Annotated in this window: 14 protein-coding genes; 7 read left to right on the top strand and 7 right to left on the bottom strand. The window is 65.1% G+C overall.

Going from position 1 to position 15,461, the window contains the following annotated elements; genetic code table 11:
* The first annotated feature begins 314 nt into the window (after positions 1-314).
* From UNPF46_RS09075 to UNPF46_RS09060, 3 genes are all read left to right on the top strand, one after another.
* Positions 315-2,225, top strand: coding sequence for a propionyl-CoA synthetase (locus tag UNPF46_RS09075; protein WP_142249779.1), 1,911 nt, complete (start codon positions 315-317; stop codon positions 2,223-2,225).
* Between the two features lie 155 nt (positions 2,226-2,380).
* Positions 2,381-2,650, top strand: a complete 270-nt coding sequence (locus tag UNPF46_RS09065) for a hypothetical protein (RefSeq protein ID WP_142249777.1) — start codon at positions 2,381-2,383, stop codon at positions 2,648-2,650.
* 181 nt (positions 2,651-2,831) lie between these two features.
* Positions 2,832-3,578, top strand: a complete 747-nt coding sequence (locus tag UNPF46_RS09060) for an OmpW/AlkL family protein (protein WP_100175084.1) — start codon at positions 2,832-2,834, stop codon at positions 3,576-3,578.
* A gap of 140 nt (positions 3,579-3,718) precedes the next feature.
* Here the strand turns inward: UNPF46_RS09060 and UNPF46_RS09055 are convergent, their stop codons facing one another.
* On the bottom strand, positions 3,719-4,414 hold the full coding sequence (locus tag UNPF46_RS09055) for a DUF1013 domain-containing protein (RefSeq protein WP_174718730.1): 696 nt from the start codon (positions 4,412-4,414) through the stop codon (positions 3,719-3,721).
* A gap of 266 nt (positions 4,415-4,680) precedes the next feature.
* Here UNPF46_RS09055 and ispH point away from each other — a divergent pair, with 266 nt between their 5' ends.
* Genes ispH through rnhA form a run of 3 tightly spaced genes read left to right on the top strand, consistent with a single transcriptional unit; the run spans position 4,681 to position 7,100 of the window.
* The gene (ispH, locus tag UNPF46_RS09050) at positions 4,681-5,649 is read left to right on the top strand and encodes a 4-hydroxy-3-methylbut-2-enyl diphosphate reductase (RefSeq protein ID WP_100175086.1); all 969 of its coding nucleotides are present in this window, start codon (positions 4,681-4,683) and stop codon (positions 5,647-5,649) included.
* A gap of 6 nt (positions 5,650-5,655) precedes the next feature.
* Positions 5,656-6,639 (top strand): homoserine kinase, encoded by a 984-nt coding sequence (locus UNPF46_RS09045; protein WP_142249776.1) that lies wholly within the window; start codon positions 5,656-5,658, stop codon positions 6,637-6,639.
* Positions 6,636-7,100 carry a ribonuclease HI gene (gene rnhA / locus UNPF46_RS09040; protein ID WP_142249775.1) on the top strand — a complete coding sequence of 155 codons (465 nt, stop codon included), beginning with the start codon at positions 6,636-6,638 and terminating at the stop codon, positions 7,098-7,100. Before UNPF46_RS09045 ends, rnhA begins: the two co-directional genes overlap by 4 nt.
* 95 nt (positions 7,101-7,195) lie before the next feature.
* Here the strand turns inward: rnhA and UNPF46_RS09035 are convergent, their stop codons facing one another.
* The 6 genes from UNPF46_RS09035 to UNPF46_RS09010 all read right to left on the bottom strand — a co-directional run bounded on the left by UNPF46_RS09035 (position 7,196) and on the right by UNPF46_RS09010 (position 14,834).
* On the bottom strand, positions 7,196-7,681 hold the full coding sequence (locus tag UNPF46_RS09035; protein ID WP_100175089.1) for a peroxiredoxin: 486 nt from the start codon (positions 7,679-7,681) through the stop codon (positions 7,196-7,198).
* 108 nt (positions 7,682-7,789) lie between these two features.
* Positions 7,790-8,344 carry a DUF924 family protein gene (locus tag UNPF46_RS09030; protein ID WP_142249774.1) on the bottom strand — a complete coding sequence of 185 codons (555 nt, stop codon included), beginning with the start codon at positions 8,342-8,344 and terminating at the stop codon, positions 7,790-7,792.
* Positions 8,345-8,360: 16 nt separating this feature from the next.
* Positions 8,361-10,046, bottom strand: coding sequence for a long-chain fatty acid--CoA ligase (locus UNPF46_RS09025; protein ID WP_097662140.1), 1,686 nt, complete (start codon positions 10,044-10,046; stop codon positions 8,361-8,363).
* Between the two features lie 189 nt (positions 10,047-10,235).
* Complete coding sequence (locus UNPF46_RS09020) at positions 10,236-11,723, bottom strand: D-alanyl-D-alanine carboxypeptidase family protein (RefSeq protein ID WP_142249773.1); 1,488 nt, start codon at positions 11,721-11,723, stop codon at positions 10,236-10,238.
* A gap of 189 nt (positions 11,724-11,912) precedes the next feature.
* Positions 11,913-13,709, bottom strand: a complete 1,797-nt coding sequence (locus tag UNPF46_RS09015; protein WP_142249772.1) for a glucan ABC transporter ATP-binding protein/ permease — start codon at positions 13,707-13,709, stop codon at positions 11,913-11,915.
* A gap of 84 nt (positions 13,710-13,793) precedes the next feature.
* The gene (locus UNPF46_RS09010) at positions 13,794-14,834 is read right to left on the bottom strand and encodes an ABC transporter substrate-binding protein (RefSeq protein ID WP_181769860.1); all 1,041 of its coding nucleotides are present in this window, start codon (positions 14,832-14,834) and stop codon (positions 13,794-13,796) included.
* Between the two features lie 226 nt (positions 14,835-15,060).
* Here UNPF46_RS09010 and UNPF46_RS09005 point away from each other — a divergent pair, with 226 nt between their 5' ends.
* On the top strand, positions 15,061-15,429 hold the full coding sequence (locus UNPF46_RS09005; RefSeq protein WP_100175094.1) for a hypothetical protein: 369 nt from the start codon (positions 15,061-15,063) through the stop codon (positions 15,427-15,429).
* The last annotated feature ends 32 nt before the right edge of the window (positions 15,430-15,461 follow it).

Here is a 15,461-nt window from a genome sequence, read left to right as displayed (position 1 = left end):
GGGGAGGTCGACGCGCTCGAAGAGCGCGGCGGGTGGGGGCTCTCTCCTCTTGGAAATTTCCTGCCAGGGCCTCGAGCAATCCCGACGCGGAAGCACCCCCACCCCGGCCCTCCCCCGCAAGCGGGAGAGGGAGCGCAGCGCCGATGCCGCGCGAACTCCACCTTCAAAAGGCCCCATCCTTTTCAGCTTGAACTGCGGCCCGTTCCCGGGAAAATAGCCCGCAAACAAGGCCGGCATTGATCCTGGTCATGGCGGGGCGCCTGTCCTGCCACGAGGTTCGGGGCCAGGCAAATAAAGGGAACGGGAGCGCGGGAATGAACGTCGACGGTAAAAGTCGTTATCATGAGGTCCATGCGCGCTCTCTCGCCGACCCCGAAGGCTTCTGGGCCGAGGCGGCGAAGGAGATCGACTGGATCCAGCCGCCCAAGACAATCTTCGATCCCAGCCAAGGAACCTATGGCCGCTGGTTCACCGGCGGTGTTGTCAACACCTGCTACAACGCGCTCGACCGCCATGTCGAACGCGGCCGCGCCGATCAGGTTGCGCTGATCCATGATTCGCCGCTGACAGGCTCGATCACCAAGCTGACCTATGCCGAGCTCCTGAGCGAGGTGCAGGCGCTTGGCGCCATCATGCAGGATTTCGGCGTCGCCAAGGGCGACCGTGTCATCCTTTATATGCCGATGGTGCCGGAAGCCGTGGTCGCGATGCTCGCCTGTGCGCGGATCGGTGCGGTGCACTCGGTGGTGTTCGGCGGCTTTGCCGCAAAGGAGCTCGCCACCCGCATCGACGACGCGCAGCCGAAACTCATTCTCTCCGCAAGCTGCGGCATCGAGCCCGGCCGCATCGTGCAGTACAAGCCGCTGCTCGACGAGGCGATCAAGCTTGCCGGCAGCAAGCCCAAGGCCTGCATCGTGCTGCAACGTCCGCAGCTCACCTGCGACATGACCCCGGGCCGGGACTATGATTGGGCGAGCCTGCGCCGCAAGGCGCTGAACGACGGCAAGAAGGCGCCCTGCGTGCCTGTTGCCGCCACCGATCCGCTCTACATCCTCTACACCTCGGGCACCACGGGCATCCCCAAGGGCGTCGTGCGCGACAATGGCGGCCATCTCGTCGCGGTGAAATGGTCGATGTTCAACCTCTACGGCGTCAAGCCGGGCGAGGTGTGGTGGTGCGGCTCCGACATCGGCTGGGTGGTCGGCCACAGCTACATCGTCTATGGCCCGCTGCTGCACGGCGCGACGACGATCATGTATGAGGGCAAGCCGGTCGGCACGCCCGACGCGGGCGCGTTCTGGCGCGTCATCGCCGAGCACAAGGCGGTGGCGTTCTTCACCGCGCCGACCGCGTTCCGCGCGATCCGGAAAGACGATCCGGAAGGAAAGTTCATCCGGCAATACGACCTCTCGAAATTCCGCACCCTGTTCCTTGCCGGCGAGCGGGCCGATCCGCCGACGGTGGAATGGGCGGAGCAGCAGCTGAAGGTGCCGGTGATCGACCATTGGTGGCAGACCGAGACCGGCTGGTGCATCGCCGGCAATCCGGTCGGTCTCGGCATGCTGCCGGTGAAGCACGGCTCGCCGACGGTGCCGATGCCGGGATACCAGGTCGACGTGGTCGACGAGGCAGCCAAGCCGGTCGGACCCAACACCATGGGCTCGATCGTCATCAAGCTGCCGATGCCGCCGGGCTGCCTGCCGACGTTGTGGAATCAGGATGAGCGCTTCAAGGAAGCCTATTTGAGCGAATTCCCCGGCTATTACAAAACCTCGGACGCCGGCTACAAGGACGAGGACGGCTATGTCTTCGTCATGGGCCGCACCGACGACATCATCAACGTCGCCGGCCATCGACTCTCCACCGGCGGCATGGAGGAGATCCTGGCCTCGCATCCCGACGTCGCCGAATGCGCCGTGCTCGGTGTCAAGGACGCGATCAAGGGCGAGGTGCCCTGCGGCTTCCTGGTGCTCAAGGCCGGCGTCAAGCGTGCTCCGAGCGAGATCGAGAAGGAGATCATCGCGCTGGTGCGCGACAAGCTCGGCCCGGTCGCGGCCTTCAAGCTCGCCATCACCGTCGGCCGCCTGCCCAAGACGCGCTCCGGAAAGATCCTGCGCGGCACCATCAAGAAGATCGCCGATGGCGACAGCTGGACCATGCCGGCGACGATCGAGGATCCCAAGGCGCTCGACGAGATCGGGGAGGCGCTGAAGGGACGGGTGTGAAGTTTAGAACCGTCATTCCGGGGCGATGCGAAGCATCGAACCCGGAAGCTCGAGATTCCGGGTTCGGTCCTGCGGACCGCCCCGGAATGACGGTCTTGCCGACTTACAATCTCCGCATTCCGCGCTAAACAGGGCCGGCCAACAGGGGATCTCGTATGCCACTCGCCGCCGTGCCGCGCCTGCTTGCAGCCGTAGCTCTCGCCACCGCTCTCTCCGCCTGCTCCGCGCGCTACCAGAATCCGGTTGCGGTGGGCGGTGACGATGACGACGCCGTCTGCCAGGGCCGGGGTTATGCGCAGGGCTCGCCGGAATATGTGGCCTGCCGCAAGGACCGCGACGTCCAGCGCAACGCCGCCACCGCACGTGCCGACCGGCGTCAGCGCGATCTCGGCGAATACATGCTGAACCATCCCGACCGGCCGTGACACGAGGTGCGGCATTATCTTGCCGCCGCATGCGTCCTTTCCGTGACACATCTGCAACGCCATGGCCAAATCGTGGCGACGTTTGCCTGAATTGATCGAGGTCAAATCCTTCAGCGGCCCCTTTCTGCTCTGACGCTCATGTCGCGCAACGACGCGCGAGAGATGGCTGAAGGGGACTGAAATGCAGAGAACGACAAGAAACCTGGCGCGGCTTGCGACGCTCGGCGCGATGATCGCGGGCACGTTTGCATCGGCGCAGGCCGCCGATTTGCCGGTTTACAAGAAGGCACCGCCGCCGGTCGAGGCGTTCAATCCGTGGATGGTGCGCCTGCGCGTGCTCGGCGTGCTGCCGGATGCCGGCGGCTCGACCGTCAATGTCGCGGGCGTGCCCTCGCTGTCCTCGCCGAATTCCGGCCTGTCGATCAGCGACCAGGTCGTCCCCGAGCTCGACATCAGCTATTTCTTCACCAAGAACATCGCGGCCGAATTGATCCTCGGCGTGACCCGGCACTCGATCACCGGCACCGGCTCGCTCGCGAATTTGCCGATCGGCAAGACCACGCTGCTGCCGCCGACGCTGACGCTGCAATATCACTTCGACCAGTTCGGCGCGTTCAAGCCGTATATCGGTGCCGGCGTGAACTACACCGTGTTCTTCAACAATTCGGCGGCCAATACGCCGGCCGCAATCGCCGGTCCGCCCGCGATCGTCGCCACCACCACCAATTTGCATGTCAGCAACGCCTGGGGCGGCGCCGTGCAGTTCGGCTTCGATTACATGATCGACCGGCACTGGGGTCTCAACGTCGACGTCAAGAAGCTCTGGCTGCGTCCGGACTACAGCGCGACCGTCTCCGGCCTGCCGGTCACCGGCACCGCGCATATCGATCCGTGGCTGGTCGGCGCGGGCGTGACGTACAAGTTCTGAGACCGTTGCTCTCGCGGCAGATCCTGCTGTCGTTCCCGCGTTCGCGGGGACGACCACCGAAGGAGGGGGTACACAAAACAAAAGCGCGGCAGGTGTTCCTGCCGCGCTTTTTGCGTTTGGAGTGAAACGAAGAGCGAGGACTATTCCTCCTCGTCTTCCTGTTTCTTGCCGCCGAGCGTCTTCAGCTTGGCGAACACGGCATCGACGTTGAGGTCGTCGCTCGAGCGCTCGGCCGGCTCGTACTCGTCCTTCTTCGTGGTCTCGGAGGCCGGCAGCAGCGTGGCGCCGCCATAGGCTGCATCGACCGGCTTTTCCTTGGCCGCGCGCGCCACTTCGAAATCGAGCTCGATCTGCGAGCAGAGGCCGAGGGTAACGGGGTCGATCGGGGTCAGCTGGGACGTGTTCCAGTGCGTGCGGTCGCGCACGCTGGCGATCGTGCTCTTGGTGGTGCCGACCAGGCGCATGACCTGGGCGTCCTTGAGCTCCGGGTGGCTGCGCAGCAGCCACAGGATGGCGCTCGGGCGCTCGTGGCGGCGCGAAACCGGGGTGTAGCGCGGGCCCTTGCGCTTGGGCTGGGGCGGCAGCACGACCTTGCTCTCCTGAAGGCGGAGTCGGTAATCCGGGTTCTTCTCGCCCTTCTCGATCTCTTCGCGGGTCAGCTGGCCATTGGAGAGGGGATCCATGCCCTTGATGCCCTGGGCCGCATCGCCGTCGGCAATCGCGCGCACCTCGAGGGGATGCATCTTGGTGAAATCGGCGACCTGGTCGAAGGTCAGCGCGGTGTTGTCGAGCAGCCAAACGGCGGTCGCCTTGGGCATCAGAGGTGCGTTGCTCATGGCAAATCTCCTTTGTGCTTCGCCCACCCCTCTGGAGGCGAAACCGGTGGTCATCAGCGATGACAGGGAATTCGCGCTATATAAGCCCGGAGGGGGTGGCCACGCAATGGTTCTGCTATAGATAGTGCCTTGACAGCGCCCGAAAGGGGGCCCAATTCCCTAGGAAATCGCGGTATAGTTCAAGCCGACCGTTTTAAGCCCAATTCCATCCCATCGACCGCCCCCGCCAGAAGGCGAAACGGGTGATTCGGTCCCGAGATCGCTCAATGTCAGCCAAACCAGACCTCAAGATCGTGCTTTGTTCTCCCCGCGGCTTCTGTGCCGGGGTGGTCCGGGCGATCGACACCGTGGAACGGGCGCTCGATAAGTACGGCGCCCCCGTCTATGTTCGCCACGAGATTGTGCATAACAAGTACGTCGTCGACGGGTTGAAGAAGAAGGGCGCCATCTTCGTCGAGGAGCTGGCCGAAATTCCCGAAAACACCAGCGCCCCGGTGGTGTTCTCGGCCCACGGCGTGCCGAAATCGGTTCCGGCCGATGCCCAGTCCCGCAATCTGTTCTCGCTGGACGCGACCTGCCCGCTGGTGACCAAGGTGCACCGCGAGGCGGCGATCCATTTCAAGCGCGGCCGCGAGATCTTCCTGATCGGCCATTCCCATCACCCCGAGGTGGTCGGCACGCTCGGCCAGCTTCCGACCGGCGCCGTGACCCTGATCGAGACCGCCGAGGATGCCAAGACCATCTCTCCGAAGGACCCCAACAACCTCGCCTTCGTGACCCAGACCACGCTGTCGATCGACGACACCGCGGAGATCGTGGCGCTGCTCAAGGAGCGGTTCCCCAACATCAACGGCCCGCACAAGGAAGACATCTGCTACGCCACCACCAACCGCCAGCTCGCGGTGAAGAAGGTGGCGCCGGTGGTGGACGCCTTGATCGTTGTCGGTGCGCCGAACTCGTCGAACTCGCAGCGCTTGCGCGAGGTTGCCGAGCGCGAGGGCTGCAAGATCGCGGTGCTGGCGCAGCGCGCCACCGACATCGACTGGACCAAGTTCGGCAACATCACCAGCCTCGGCATCACCGCGGGCGCCTCTGCGCCTGAGGTGATCGTCGAGGAGATCATGGACGCGTTCGCCGAGCGCTACACGCTGCATGTGGAGACGGTCTCCGCCGCGGAAGAGAACGAGTTCTTCCCGCTGCCGCGTCAGGTGCGTCCCGAAGCCGCCGCCGAGTAGACCTTTATGGCGGTCTACACCGACGTCGCCGCCGACGAGCTTGCGGATTTCCTGAAGCAATATGATCTCGGCGAATTGCTCTCCTACAAGGGCATCGCCGAGGGCGTCGAGAACACCAACTTCCTGCTGCACACGAGCAAGGGCTCGTTCATCCTCACGCTCTACGAGAAGCGCGTGGCGAAGAACGATCTGCCGTTCTTCCTCGCGCTGATGACGCATCTGGCCGAGCACGGGGTGAGCTGCCCGTTGCCGGTCAAGGCGAGGGATGGCGAGGCGCTGCGCGAGCTGTCGGGGCGGCCTGCGGCGATCATCACCTTTCTCGAAGGCATGTGGCCGCGCAAGCCGAACGTCGCGCATTGCGCCGGCGTCGGCGAGGGTCTTGCCAGGATGCACCTGGCCGGCGCGAACTTTGCGGTTCGGCGCGCCAATGCGCTGTCGGTCGCAGGCTGGCGGCCGCTGTTCGATGCGGCCTCGGCGCGGGCCGACGAGGTGCAGCCGGGCCTGCGCGCCTTCCTCGCCACCGAGCTCGATTATCTCTCGGGTGGCGTCTGGCCGACCGATCTGCCGGAAGGCGTGATCCACGCCGACCTCTTCAACGACAACGTCTTCTTTCTCGGCGACAGGCTCTCCGGGATCATCGACTTCACCTTCGCCTGCAACGACATGCTGGCCTATGACGTCGCGATCTGCCTCAACGCCTGGTGCTTCGAGCCCGATCATTCCTTCAACGTCACCAAGGCCCGCGCCTTCCTCAACGCCTATGGCCGCGTGCGCAAGCTCTCCGAAGCCGAACAGGCCGCGCTGCCGCTGCTCGCCCGCGGCGCTGCGATCCGCTTCCTGCTGACGCGTCTGGTCGACTGGCTCAACGTGCCGCCCGGCGCCCTCGTCAAGCCGAAGGACCCGCTGGAATATTTTCGCAAGCTGCGCTTCCACCAGAGCGTGACGAGCGTGCGCGATTACGGGCTGATGCCGTCAGGACTGGTCGCGTGAGCGAAAAGCCCAATGTGACGATCTACACCGACGGCGCCTGCTCGGGGAATCCCGGGCCGGGCGGCTGGGGCGCGATCCTGAAGTTCGGCGACAAGGAAAAAGAGCTGAACGGCGGCGAGCGCCACACCACCAACAACCAGATGGAATTGATGGCGGCGATTTCCGCGCTGGAAGCGCTGAAGAAGCCGTGCACGGTCGATCTCTACACCGACAGCCAGTATGTCCGGCAAGGCATCACCGGCTGGATCCACGGCTGGAAGCGCAACGGCTGGCGCACCGCCGACAAGAAGCCGGTGAAGAATGTCGAGCTATGGCAGCGCCTCGATGCCGCGCTGAAGCAGCACGAGGTCCGCTGGCACTGGGTCAAGGGTCACGCCGGCCACCCCGAGAACGAGCGGGCGGATCAGCTTGCGCGCGACGGGATCGTGAAGGCGAGAACGCAAGCGCGGGTCATGGAGTAGTTGGAATGTCATTCCGGGGCGGTGCGAAGCACCGAACCCGGAATCTCGAGATTCCGGGGTCGCCTCTTCGAGGCGCCCCGGAATGACGGTGAGAATTACAGCTGCCCCAGCAGCGTATCGCCGCCGGAGACCTCGACCTTGCCGGGCATCGCCTCGAGGTTCAGCTTCTTGACCACGCCGTCCTCGACCAGCATCGAATAGCGCTTGGAGCGGATGCCGAGGCCGTTGCCGGAGGCATCGAGCTCCATGCCGATCGCCTTGGCGAAGTCGGCATTGCCGTCGGCGAGGAAGATCGCCTCGTCGCGCTGGTCGGTGTCGCGCTTCCAGGCGTTCATGACGAAGGCGTCGTTGACCGAGACGATGGCGATGGTGTCGACGCCCTTGTCCTTCATGGCATAGGCGTTGAGGAAGATGCTGGGCAGATGCATCTTGTGGCAGGTGCCGGTGTAGGCGCCGGGCACGGCGAACAGCGCCACCTTCTTGCCCTTGAAGATATCGTCGGTGGTCTTCACCTGCGGACCTTCCGCCGTCATCACGCGGAATTTCGCCTCGGGCAGCTTGTCGCCAATCTGGATCGCCATCGTCAGTCTCCCTGAATATCGGTCCCGCTTTTTAGACCGTGCGCCGGGCCTGCACAATATTGCCGGCGGCGAAAGCGGCGAGGGATGCGGCCCTTCACCGTGATGTCATCAGCCGGCAAAGCCGCCGCCGTCGAGGAAGGCCTGCTCCTCCTCGGTGGTGTCGCGGCCGAGCAGACGGTTGCGGTGGGGAAAGCGGCCGAACCGCTGGATGATGTCGGCGTGCTCCCGCGCGTATTTCTGGTTCTCGGTATTGTCGGTGTTCGCAAACAGCGCGATGCAATGCAGCTGGTCGGGCAGGTGCTCCGAATGCATGAAGGGCAGATAGAGGAATTCGAGCAGGCTTGGATCGACCCTGGCATCGACCCCCCTCGCGATGGCGCGGCGGGCGACGTCACGCGCCAGGCTGTCGCTGGCAAAGGCCTGGGGCATGCCGCGGAACATGTTGCGCGGGAATTGGTCGAGCACGATGACGAGCGTGAGCGCGCCATCGTCGCTATCTTCCCATGAGGCCAGTTCGCCGGCGATCGCCTGCTGCCAGAGCGCGGCAAAGCGGCGCCGGACCTCGGCGTCGAAAGCGTCGCTGCGCTCGTACCAGCGCTCGCGGCCGGCCTCGCGCCAGAAGGCGAGAACGCCTGAGGGCTCGATGTCGCCGACCGCGGTCATGGACCGGCGACGGCGCTTACGCCGCCTGAGCCTTCTTCTCGTCACGCAGCTCGCGTCGCAGGATCTTGCCGACATTGGTCTTGGGCAGGTCGGTGCGGAATTCGATGTGCTTGGGCACCTTGTAGCCGGTGAGCTGCTCGTGACAGAACTTGATCACCGCCTCGGCGGTGAGGTTTTGATCCTTCTTCACCACGAACGCCTTCACCGCTTCGCCCGACTTGGAATCGGGGATGCCGATCACGGCGCATTCGAGCACGCCTGGATGGCTCGCGATCACTTCCTCGACCTCGTTGGGATAGACGTTGAAGCCGGAGACCAGGATCATGTCCTTCTTGCGGTCGACGATCTTGGTGTAGCCCTTCTCGTCCATGATGCCGATGTCGCCGGTGCGGAAGTAGCCGTCCGCGGTCATCACCTTGGCGGTGTCCTCGGGCCTGTTCCAGTAGCCCGACATCACTTGCGGGCCCTTGGCGCAGATCTCGCCGGCCTGGCCGAGCGGCACTTCGTTGCCGTCATCGTCGCGGATCGAGATGTAGGTCGACGGCACGGGGATGCCGATCGTCCCCGTGAACTCGGTTGCGGTTGCCGGATTGCAGGTCAACGTCGGCGACGTCTCCGACAGGCCGTAACCCTCAGCGATGAAGCAGCCGGTGATCGCCTTCCATTGATCGGCGACGGGCCGCTGCACCGCCATGCCGCCGCCGTTCGAGATCTTCAGCTTGGAGAAGTCGAGCTTCTTGAAATCGGGGTGGTGCATCAGGCCGTTGTAGAGCGTGTTGACGGCCGGGAAGCTGTTGACCTGGTATTTCGCCAGCTCCTTGACGAAGCCCGGTATGTCGCGCGGGTTGGGGATCAGGAGATTGCAGCCGCCGGCGCGCACCGCGAGCAGGTAGCAGGCCGTCAGCGCGAAGATGTGATAGAGCGGCAGCGCGCAGACGATCATGAGCTGGTCGACATGCGGCGGTGCCGCGAGCGCCGGCTGCAGCCAGGCGTCGTTCTGCAGGACGTTGGCGACGATGTTGCGGTGAAGCAGGGTGGCGCCCTTGGAGACGCCGGTGGTGCCGCCAGTATATTGCAGGAAGGCGACGTCGCCCGGCGACAGTTTTGGCTTGTTGAAGGCCATGCCGCGGCCGGCGGACAGCGCGTCGTTGAAGGCGACCGAGCCGGGCAGCGACCACGCCGGTACCATCTTCTTGACGCGGCGAACGACGAGATTGACGATCACGCCCTTGAAGCCGAGCAGGTCGCCCATGCTGGCGACGATGACGTGCTTCACCGGGGTCTTGGCGATCACCTGCTCGACGGTGTGGGCGAAGTTCTCCAGCACGATGATGGCTTCGGCGCCGGAATCCTTCAGCTGGTGCTCGAGCTCACGCGGCGTGTAGAGCGGATTGACGTTGACCACCGCGAAGCCGGCGCGCAGCACGGCCGCGGTCGCGACCGGATATTGCAGCACGTTCGGCATCATGATGGCGACGCGGGCACCGCGCTGTAGACCGCGGCCCTGCAAATAGGCGGCGAGCGCGACCGACATCTGGTCGAGATCGCGGTAGCTGATCGACTTGTCCATGCAGATGAACGCCTTGCGGTCGGCGAACTTGGCGAAGCTCTCCTCCAAGAGGTCGACCAGCGATGCGTATTGGGTCGGCTCGATATCGGCAGGCACGCCGGGCGGATATTGCTTGAGCCAGATGCGCTCCATGGAAACTCCCCTCAATTTACCAGAGCCCGTTGTGTCTCGGGCTTGCCTCATTACCGCCAGTATCGAGCCTGCCGGGACGGGTGGCAAGCCGTCGAGGCTTAGGGCAAAGGTCGGGGAGTGGCTACTGGAATCATCGCAAACGGCGCTGCCGCAGGTGCGAAGCGCCGGTCGCCGCCGTGCGGGGCGCCGTTAACTGTTGTTGGCCGGCTTGGCGGCAGGCTTGGTCGCGGCCTTGGGTTTGGCAGGCTTCTGATCGCCGCTCGCTGCAGGCTTCTCGGCGGGTTTTGTCGCCGTCTCGTGCTTGGCGGCAGCATGCTTGGGCGCCGCCGGCTTCGTCGCAGTCTTGCTGTCGTTCTTGCCGTCGTTCTTGGCCTCGGCCGGCTTGGCAGCAGGCTTCACGGCCGCCGTCTTGGTGTCCTTGCTGGCATCCTTGCCCGCGTCCTTCGGCTTGTCGGCCGCATCCGGCTTCTTGGCCACGCGCGACTTCTTGCCACGCGGCTTGGAAGCCGCCTGCTGGTCGGCATCGGCCGCGACCGCCGCGATCAGGGCGGTGCCGGTGCGGGTCGGGCCGGTATAGACCAGTACGGGCTCGGCCGCCGCCGGCGCCGAGGCCATCAGCTCGGAGGCCTTCATCAGCGGTGGCTGCAGGCCGGCGGTGAAGAACGTCATCTGGGCTTCGCCGCCGGTCGCGGAGGCCGATCCTGATGGGCTGCCATTGGCCGCGATCAGCGCATCGTCGTCGTCGCTCGCCGGCCGCTTGCGGTGGGGCCCGCACATCTCGTCACGCAGGTTCGGCGGCGAGGCGTCGACCGGCACGAGGTTCTCGACCGTGCCGAGCGAGGGGCGCAGCCATGTCAGATTGTCCTGGCTGAAGCCGCGCTCCAGCAGCTGCGCCGCCTTCACTGCGCGCGCCGTGCCGGAATTGGAGCCCAGCACCACCGCGATCAGCCGGCGGCCGTTGCGCGTCGCCGATGCGACGAGATTGTAGCCGGAGGCGCAGATGAAGCCGGTCTTGAAACCGTCGGCGCCGGGATAACGGCCGATCAGCTTGTTGAAATTACCGGTGACGCGCTTGCCGAAGCGGATTGCCGGGATGTGCACGAAATATTCGTATTCCGGCAGGTCGCGCAGGAACGAGCGCGCGAGGATGCCGAGATCGCGCGCCGAGGTGATCTGGCCGTCGGCGGGCAGGCCGTTCGGATTGACGTAGCTGGTCTGCGTCATGCCGAGCTTCCGCGCGGTGTCGTTCATCATCGCGGAGAAGCCGTCGATCGAGCCGCCGACGCCTTCGGCCAGCACCACGGCCATGTCGTTCGCCGACTTGACCATCATCATCTTCAGCGCGTTGTCGACGGTGAGCTGCGTTCCCGGACGGAACCCCATCTTCGAGGGCGATTGCGAGGCGGCCGTCGGCGAAACCGTGAGCAGCGTGTCGAGCGTGAGCCTGCCGTCCTTGACCGCCTTCAGCGTCACATAGGCCGTCATGATCTTGGTGACGGAGGCCGGATACCAGGGAACCGTCGCATTATCGGCCTGCAACACCTTGCCGCTATCGGCCTCGATCAGCAGCAGCGCCTCGGCGCTCGCCGCGCGCGGCGCAAGCAGCGCGGCACAGGCGAGCGTCGCAGCGAACAGGTTGAACAAGGATTTGCGAAGCAGCGGGCGTAGGGCGTGCACTATCCGATTCCGGTCCTTGGAGACCCGCCTGACACGGGCGGCTCTCGTGATCTGATTGTCGGTTCTGAAATTTAAGCGCCGCCGCTTGCGGCGCCGCAAACCTATACCGGCTGGTGCGTCGAGAATAGGGGCTCGGTGCGGTATTCCGCGATGAAATAGGCCGAATTTCGACGGTGCTATGGGGACTTGCTAGGGGGATTTGGCAGCCGTCGCGGCAGCCTCGGAGGCCGTCACGCTGGCCCGTGCGCTGTCCTGCACCATGAACTGAGCCCTCGCGAGCTCGGCAAAATGGCCGCCTTTGGCCACGAGTTCATCGAAGGTTCCGCCTTCGATCACGCGGCCGTTCTCGAACACCAGGATCCGCGTGGCATTGCGGATGGTGGAGAGGCGATGGGCGATCACGAAGGTGGTGCGGCCCTTCATCACTTCGTCGAGAGCGGCATTCACCTTGGCCTCGGTGACGGCGTCGAGCGCGCTGGTGGCCTCGTCCAGGATCAGGATCGGCGGGTCCTTCAGCAGCGCGCGGGCGATCGACAGGCGCTGCCGCTCGCCGCCGGACAGCATGCGGCCGCGCTCGCCGGCATTGGTCTCGAATCCGCCGCTGCGCTCGATGAATTCGAGCGCCTGCGCGCGCTCCGCCGCCTTGCGCATCTCTGCCTCGGTCGCATCCGGCTTGCCGACGCGCAAATTCTCCGCGATCGAACGGTTGAACAGCAGCGCTTCCTGGAACACGACGCCGATGTTCCGCCGCAGCGAGGTCAGCGTCACGCCGCGCACGTCCATGCCGTCGATCTTGATGAAGCCGGATTGCGGATCGAAGGCGCGATGCAGCAGCGCGATCGCGGTCGATTTGCCGGCACCGGTCGGGCCGACCAGCGCGATGGTCTGGCCGGGCAGCGCGGTGAAGGTGAGGTCCTCGATCGCCGGCCGCTTGCCGTCATAGGAGAAGGTGACGTCGTTGAACTCGACGAGGCCGGACAGCCTGCCGGCATCGATCGCGTCGGGCCGGTCGTGCACCGCGGGCACGGCGTCGAGCACATTGAAGAACTCGCGCAGCCGCGGCGCCTCCATGAACACGTTGTTGATGAAGCCCACGACCTGCTCGAGCTTCTGGATCAGCATCGTCGCGAAGCTCACGAACATCACGATCTCGCCGACGGAAGTTAGCCCCTGGTCGTGCAGGGCGATGCCGAGCGAGAAGATCGCCAGCACCGTGATGGTGGTGGAGGCGCGCGTGATCACGGTGACGAGTGCCCACCAGGACAGCACCGGCATCTGCGCCGCCAGCAGCTCGTCGGCGACGGAGCGCAGTCCCTTCACCTCGGATTCGACGCGGACGAAGCTCTGCACCAGTGCCACGTTGCCGAGCGCATCCGAAGCGCGCGCGGACAGCTCGCTGTAGTGCTCCTCGACCTCCATCTGCATGCCGAAGGTCTTGCGCACCACGAAGGTGGTCAGCGCGGTGAAGACGATGCAGAGCACGAACAGGAGGATCGCCAGCCGCCAGTTCAGGTAGAGCGACAGCGGCAGCAGCACCACGACCGAGAGGATCGCGGCAAAGTGCTCGCGGAAGAAGCCGAGCCACAGCCGCCACAGGGCGTCGGTGCCGTTGAGCATCACCTTCATCAACCGGCCGGAATGGGTGCCGGAGTGGAAGGTCAGCGGCAGTTGCAGGATGTGCTCGAAATAGTCGGTCAGCACCGCCTGGCGCTGGCGGTGCGAGAGCCGGTCCGCCTGCAGGGCAACGAGCGCGCTGCATACGATTGTGAACAGCCCGAACGCGACCCAGGCAAGCAGGAACGGCCATGCCGAGGTCGAACCGGCGACCGACTTGCCGGAGAGCACGTCGACGATGCGGCCGAACAGGACGGGCTCTGCGAATTGCGAGGCGGCGAGCAGGAGATTGGCAAACGCCAGAAGCCAGCCCAGCCGCGCCTCCTTGCCAAGCAACTCGAGAACGCGGGTGTAGAGGCTGAAAATGGACATGCGGACGGGTAACTCAGCAAATAGCGGGGCCCGTATTCTAAGCAGGGATTGCCTGCGAGATACAGTGGAAGCTACGGGTTTTGCTCAATTGATCAGCCGCGCCGCGACCGGCGGCAGGAAGCGGTCGTCGAAGATGTCGCCCGCCGTGGGCCGCTTGCGGAATTTGAAGTCCTGCGCGACCTGGTCGATCGAGCGCTCCAGGCGCAGTGGCTCGATACCGCCGAGGCCGTTGCGCTTGACCTCGTCGGTCAGGATGTTGTCGGCGAGGACGGTGCGCAGGCGTTCCAGCTCGAGGTCGCGGTCGCCGCCGTCGATGCGGCTCGCGGCCTCGTCCGCCGCCCGCGCCGGTTCCTTGATGGTGGCAGCGACGCCGGCAACCAAGGCGCGGACGAAACCCTTCACGGCATCCGGCTTTGCTGCGGCGAAGGCGGCATTGGCCACCACCGCGAAGCCATAGGCCTCGCAGCCATAGTCGGCATAACGCAGCACGACGAGGTCCGCTCCGGGCACGCCGCGATCACGCAGGTTCACCGGGGAGAGATAGCTGAAGCCCGCGACGGCATCGACCTGTCCCGCGGACAGGATCGGCTCGCGGACGGCTGCGCTCATCTTGTGGAATTTGACGTGCGATGTCTTGATGCCGTTCTGCTGCGCCAGCGCCGGCCATAGCCGCATCGACAGATCGCCGTCGGCAACGCCCACGGTCTTGCCATCGAGATCCGGCAAGACATTGATGCCGCGGCTCCTGCGCGCGACGATTGCGTAGGGCGCGCGGTTGAACAGCACGAACACCGCCTTGACCGGCGCCGCATCCTCCTTGTCGCGAAACCGGATCAGCTCGTTGATGTCGACGAGTGCAAGCTCGCTGTCGCCCTTGGCGACGCGTGCGAGCGCCTCCGGCGATCCGCTCGCGCTGCTGAAGGACACGTTGAGATGCTCGGCGCTGAACCTTCCGTCCTTCGCCGCAAGGAACGGCGCCATGCTGGCGTCGAGCGGGCGGTCGAAGGTGAAGTGAATCGCAACGGAGGACGGCGCAACGGTCTCGGCCGCGCTGACACCGCGTGCAACGAGCGTAATCGAGAGAGCCAGCAGGCAACGAAGGGCCGTCGTCTTGAATTTCGACATCAGTTGCGCCGGTCCCGCATTGTTGTGGTTTGGTGACGCTCGCAGCGCCGGCGGGCGATCAGTCTCTCCCTGCCAACATGAACGGAGCATGAGCGGCGGTTGCGTCACGATCACGCAACCCTGTTCAGCTTGTGTTGGGGTTGGGGAACCCAACATGGGGCTGCGTGCTTGAAAGACATGAGCCTGTCTGCAGGCGCCATTCGAGGTCCCAAGGAGGGTCCAGGAGATGTTTGACAGCCTTTCGAAGTTTGCCGGCCGCAAGGCCGTTCTTGCCACTGCCGCGGTGTTGGCGTTGACCGCGGTTGCCCCTACCGCTTCCTATGCGGGCGGTCGCCACTGGCACGGCGGTGGAGGCGGCGCGGCCGCAGCTGCGGCTTTCGCGGCCATCGGCACTGGTCTTGCCATCGCCGCGACCCGCGATTCCTACGCCTATGACTACGGTCCGGGCTACGGCTATTACGGCGGTCCCGCCTATTACAGCGGCCCGGCCTACGGCCCCTATTACGGCCCGGGCCCGAACTACCAGTATCAGCGCTATGGCGGCACCGCTCCGTCCGAGGCGTGCGGCCAGGGATATTACCAGAACTGCTACTAACTGCGGCAGCTCGGATTAACCGGGACAGGCCG

Origin of the sequence: Bradyrhizobium sp. UNPF46 (assembly GCF_006658625.1) — a bacterium.
In the GTDB taxonomy this organism is placed as follows: domain Bacteria; phylum Pseudomonadota; class Alphaproteobacteria; order Rhizobiales; family Xanthobacteraceae; genus Bradyrhizobium; species Bradyrhizobium nitroreducens.
This window is presented reverse-complemented; position numbering and strand designations above follow the sequence as displayed.

Coding starts and splice junctions, on each gene's coding strand:
- UNPF46_RS09025 (WP_097662140.1), bottom strand. CDS start 10,046: ATGGAGCGCATCTGGCTCAAGCAATATCCGCCCGGCGTGCCTGCCGAT.
- UNPF46_RS09065 (WP_142249777.1), top strand. CDS start 2,381: ATGCCACTCGCCGCCGTGCCGCGCCTGCTTGCAGCCGTAGCTCTCGCC.
- UNPF46_RS09075 (WP_142249779.1), top strand. CDS start 315: ATGAACGTCGACGGTAAAAGTCGTTATCATGAGGTCCATGCGCGCTCT.
- UNPF46_RS09030 (WP_142249774.1), bottom strand. CDS start 8,344: ATGACCGCGGTCGGCGACATCGAGCCCTCAGGCGTTCTCGCCTTCTGG.
- UNPF46_RS09035 (WP_100175089.1), bottom strand. CDS start 7,681: ATGGCGATCCAGATTGGCGACAAGCTGCCCGAGGCGAAATTCCGCGTG.
- UNPF46_RS09015 (WP_142249772.1), bottom strand. CDS start 13,709: ATGTCCATTTTCAGCCTCTACACCCGCGTTCTCGAGTTGCTTGGCAAG.
- UNPF46_RS09045 (WP_142249776.1), top strand. CDS start 5,656: ATGGCGGTCTACACCGACGTCGCCGCCGACGAGCTTGCGGATTTCCTG.
- ispH (WP_100175086.1), top strand. CDS start 4,681: ATGTCAGCCAAACCAGACCTCAAGATCGTGCTTTGTTCTCCCCGCGGC.
- UNPF46_RS09055 (WP_174718730.1), bottom strand. CDS start 4,414: ATGAGCAACGCACCTCTGATGCCCAAGGCGACCGCCGTTTGGCTGCTC.
- UNPF46_RS09010 (WP_181769860.1), bottom strand. CDS start 14,834: ATGTCGAAATTCAAGACGACGGCCCTTCGTTGCCTGCTGGCTCTCTCG.
- UNPF46_RS09005 (WP_100175094.1), top strand. CDS start 15,061: ATGTTTGACAGCCTTTCGAAGTTTGCCGGCCGCAAGGCCGTTCTTGCC.
- UNPF46_RS09060 (WP_100175084.1), top strand. CDS start 2,832: ATGCAGAGAACGACAAGAAACCTGGCGCGGCTTGCGACGCTCGGCGCG.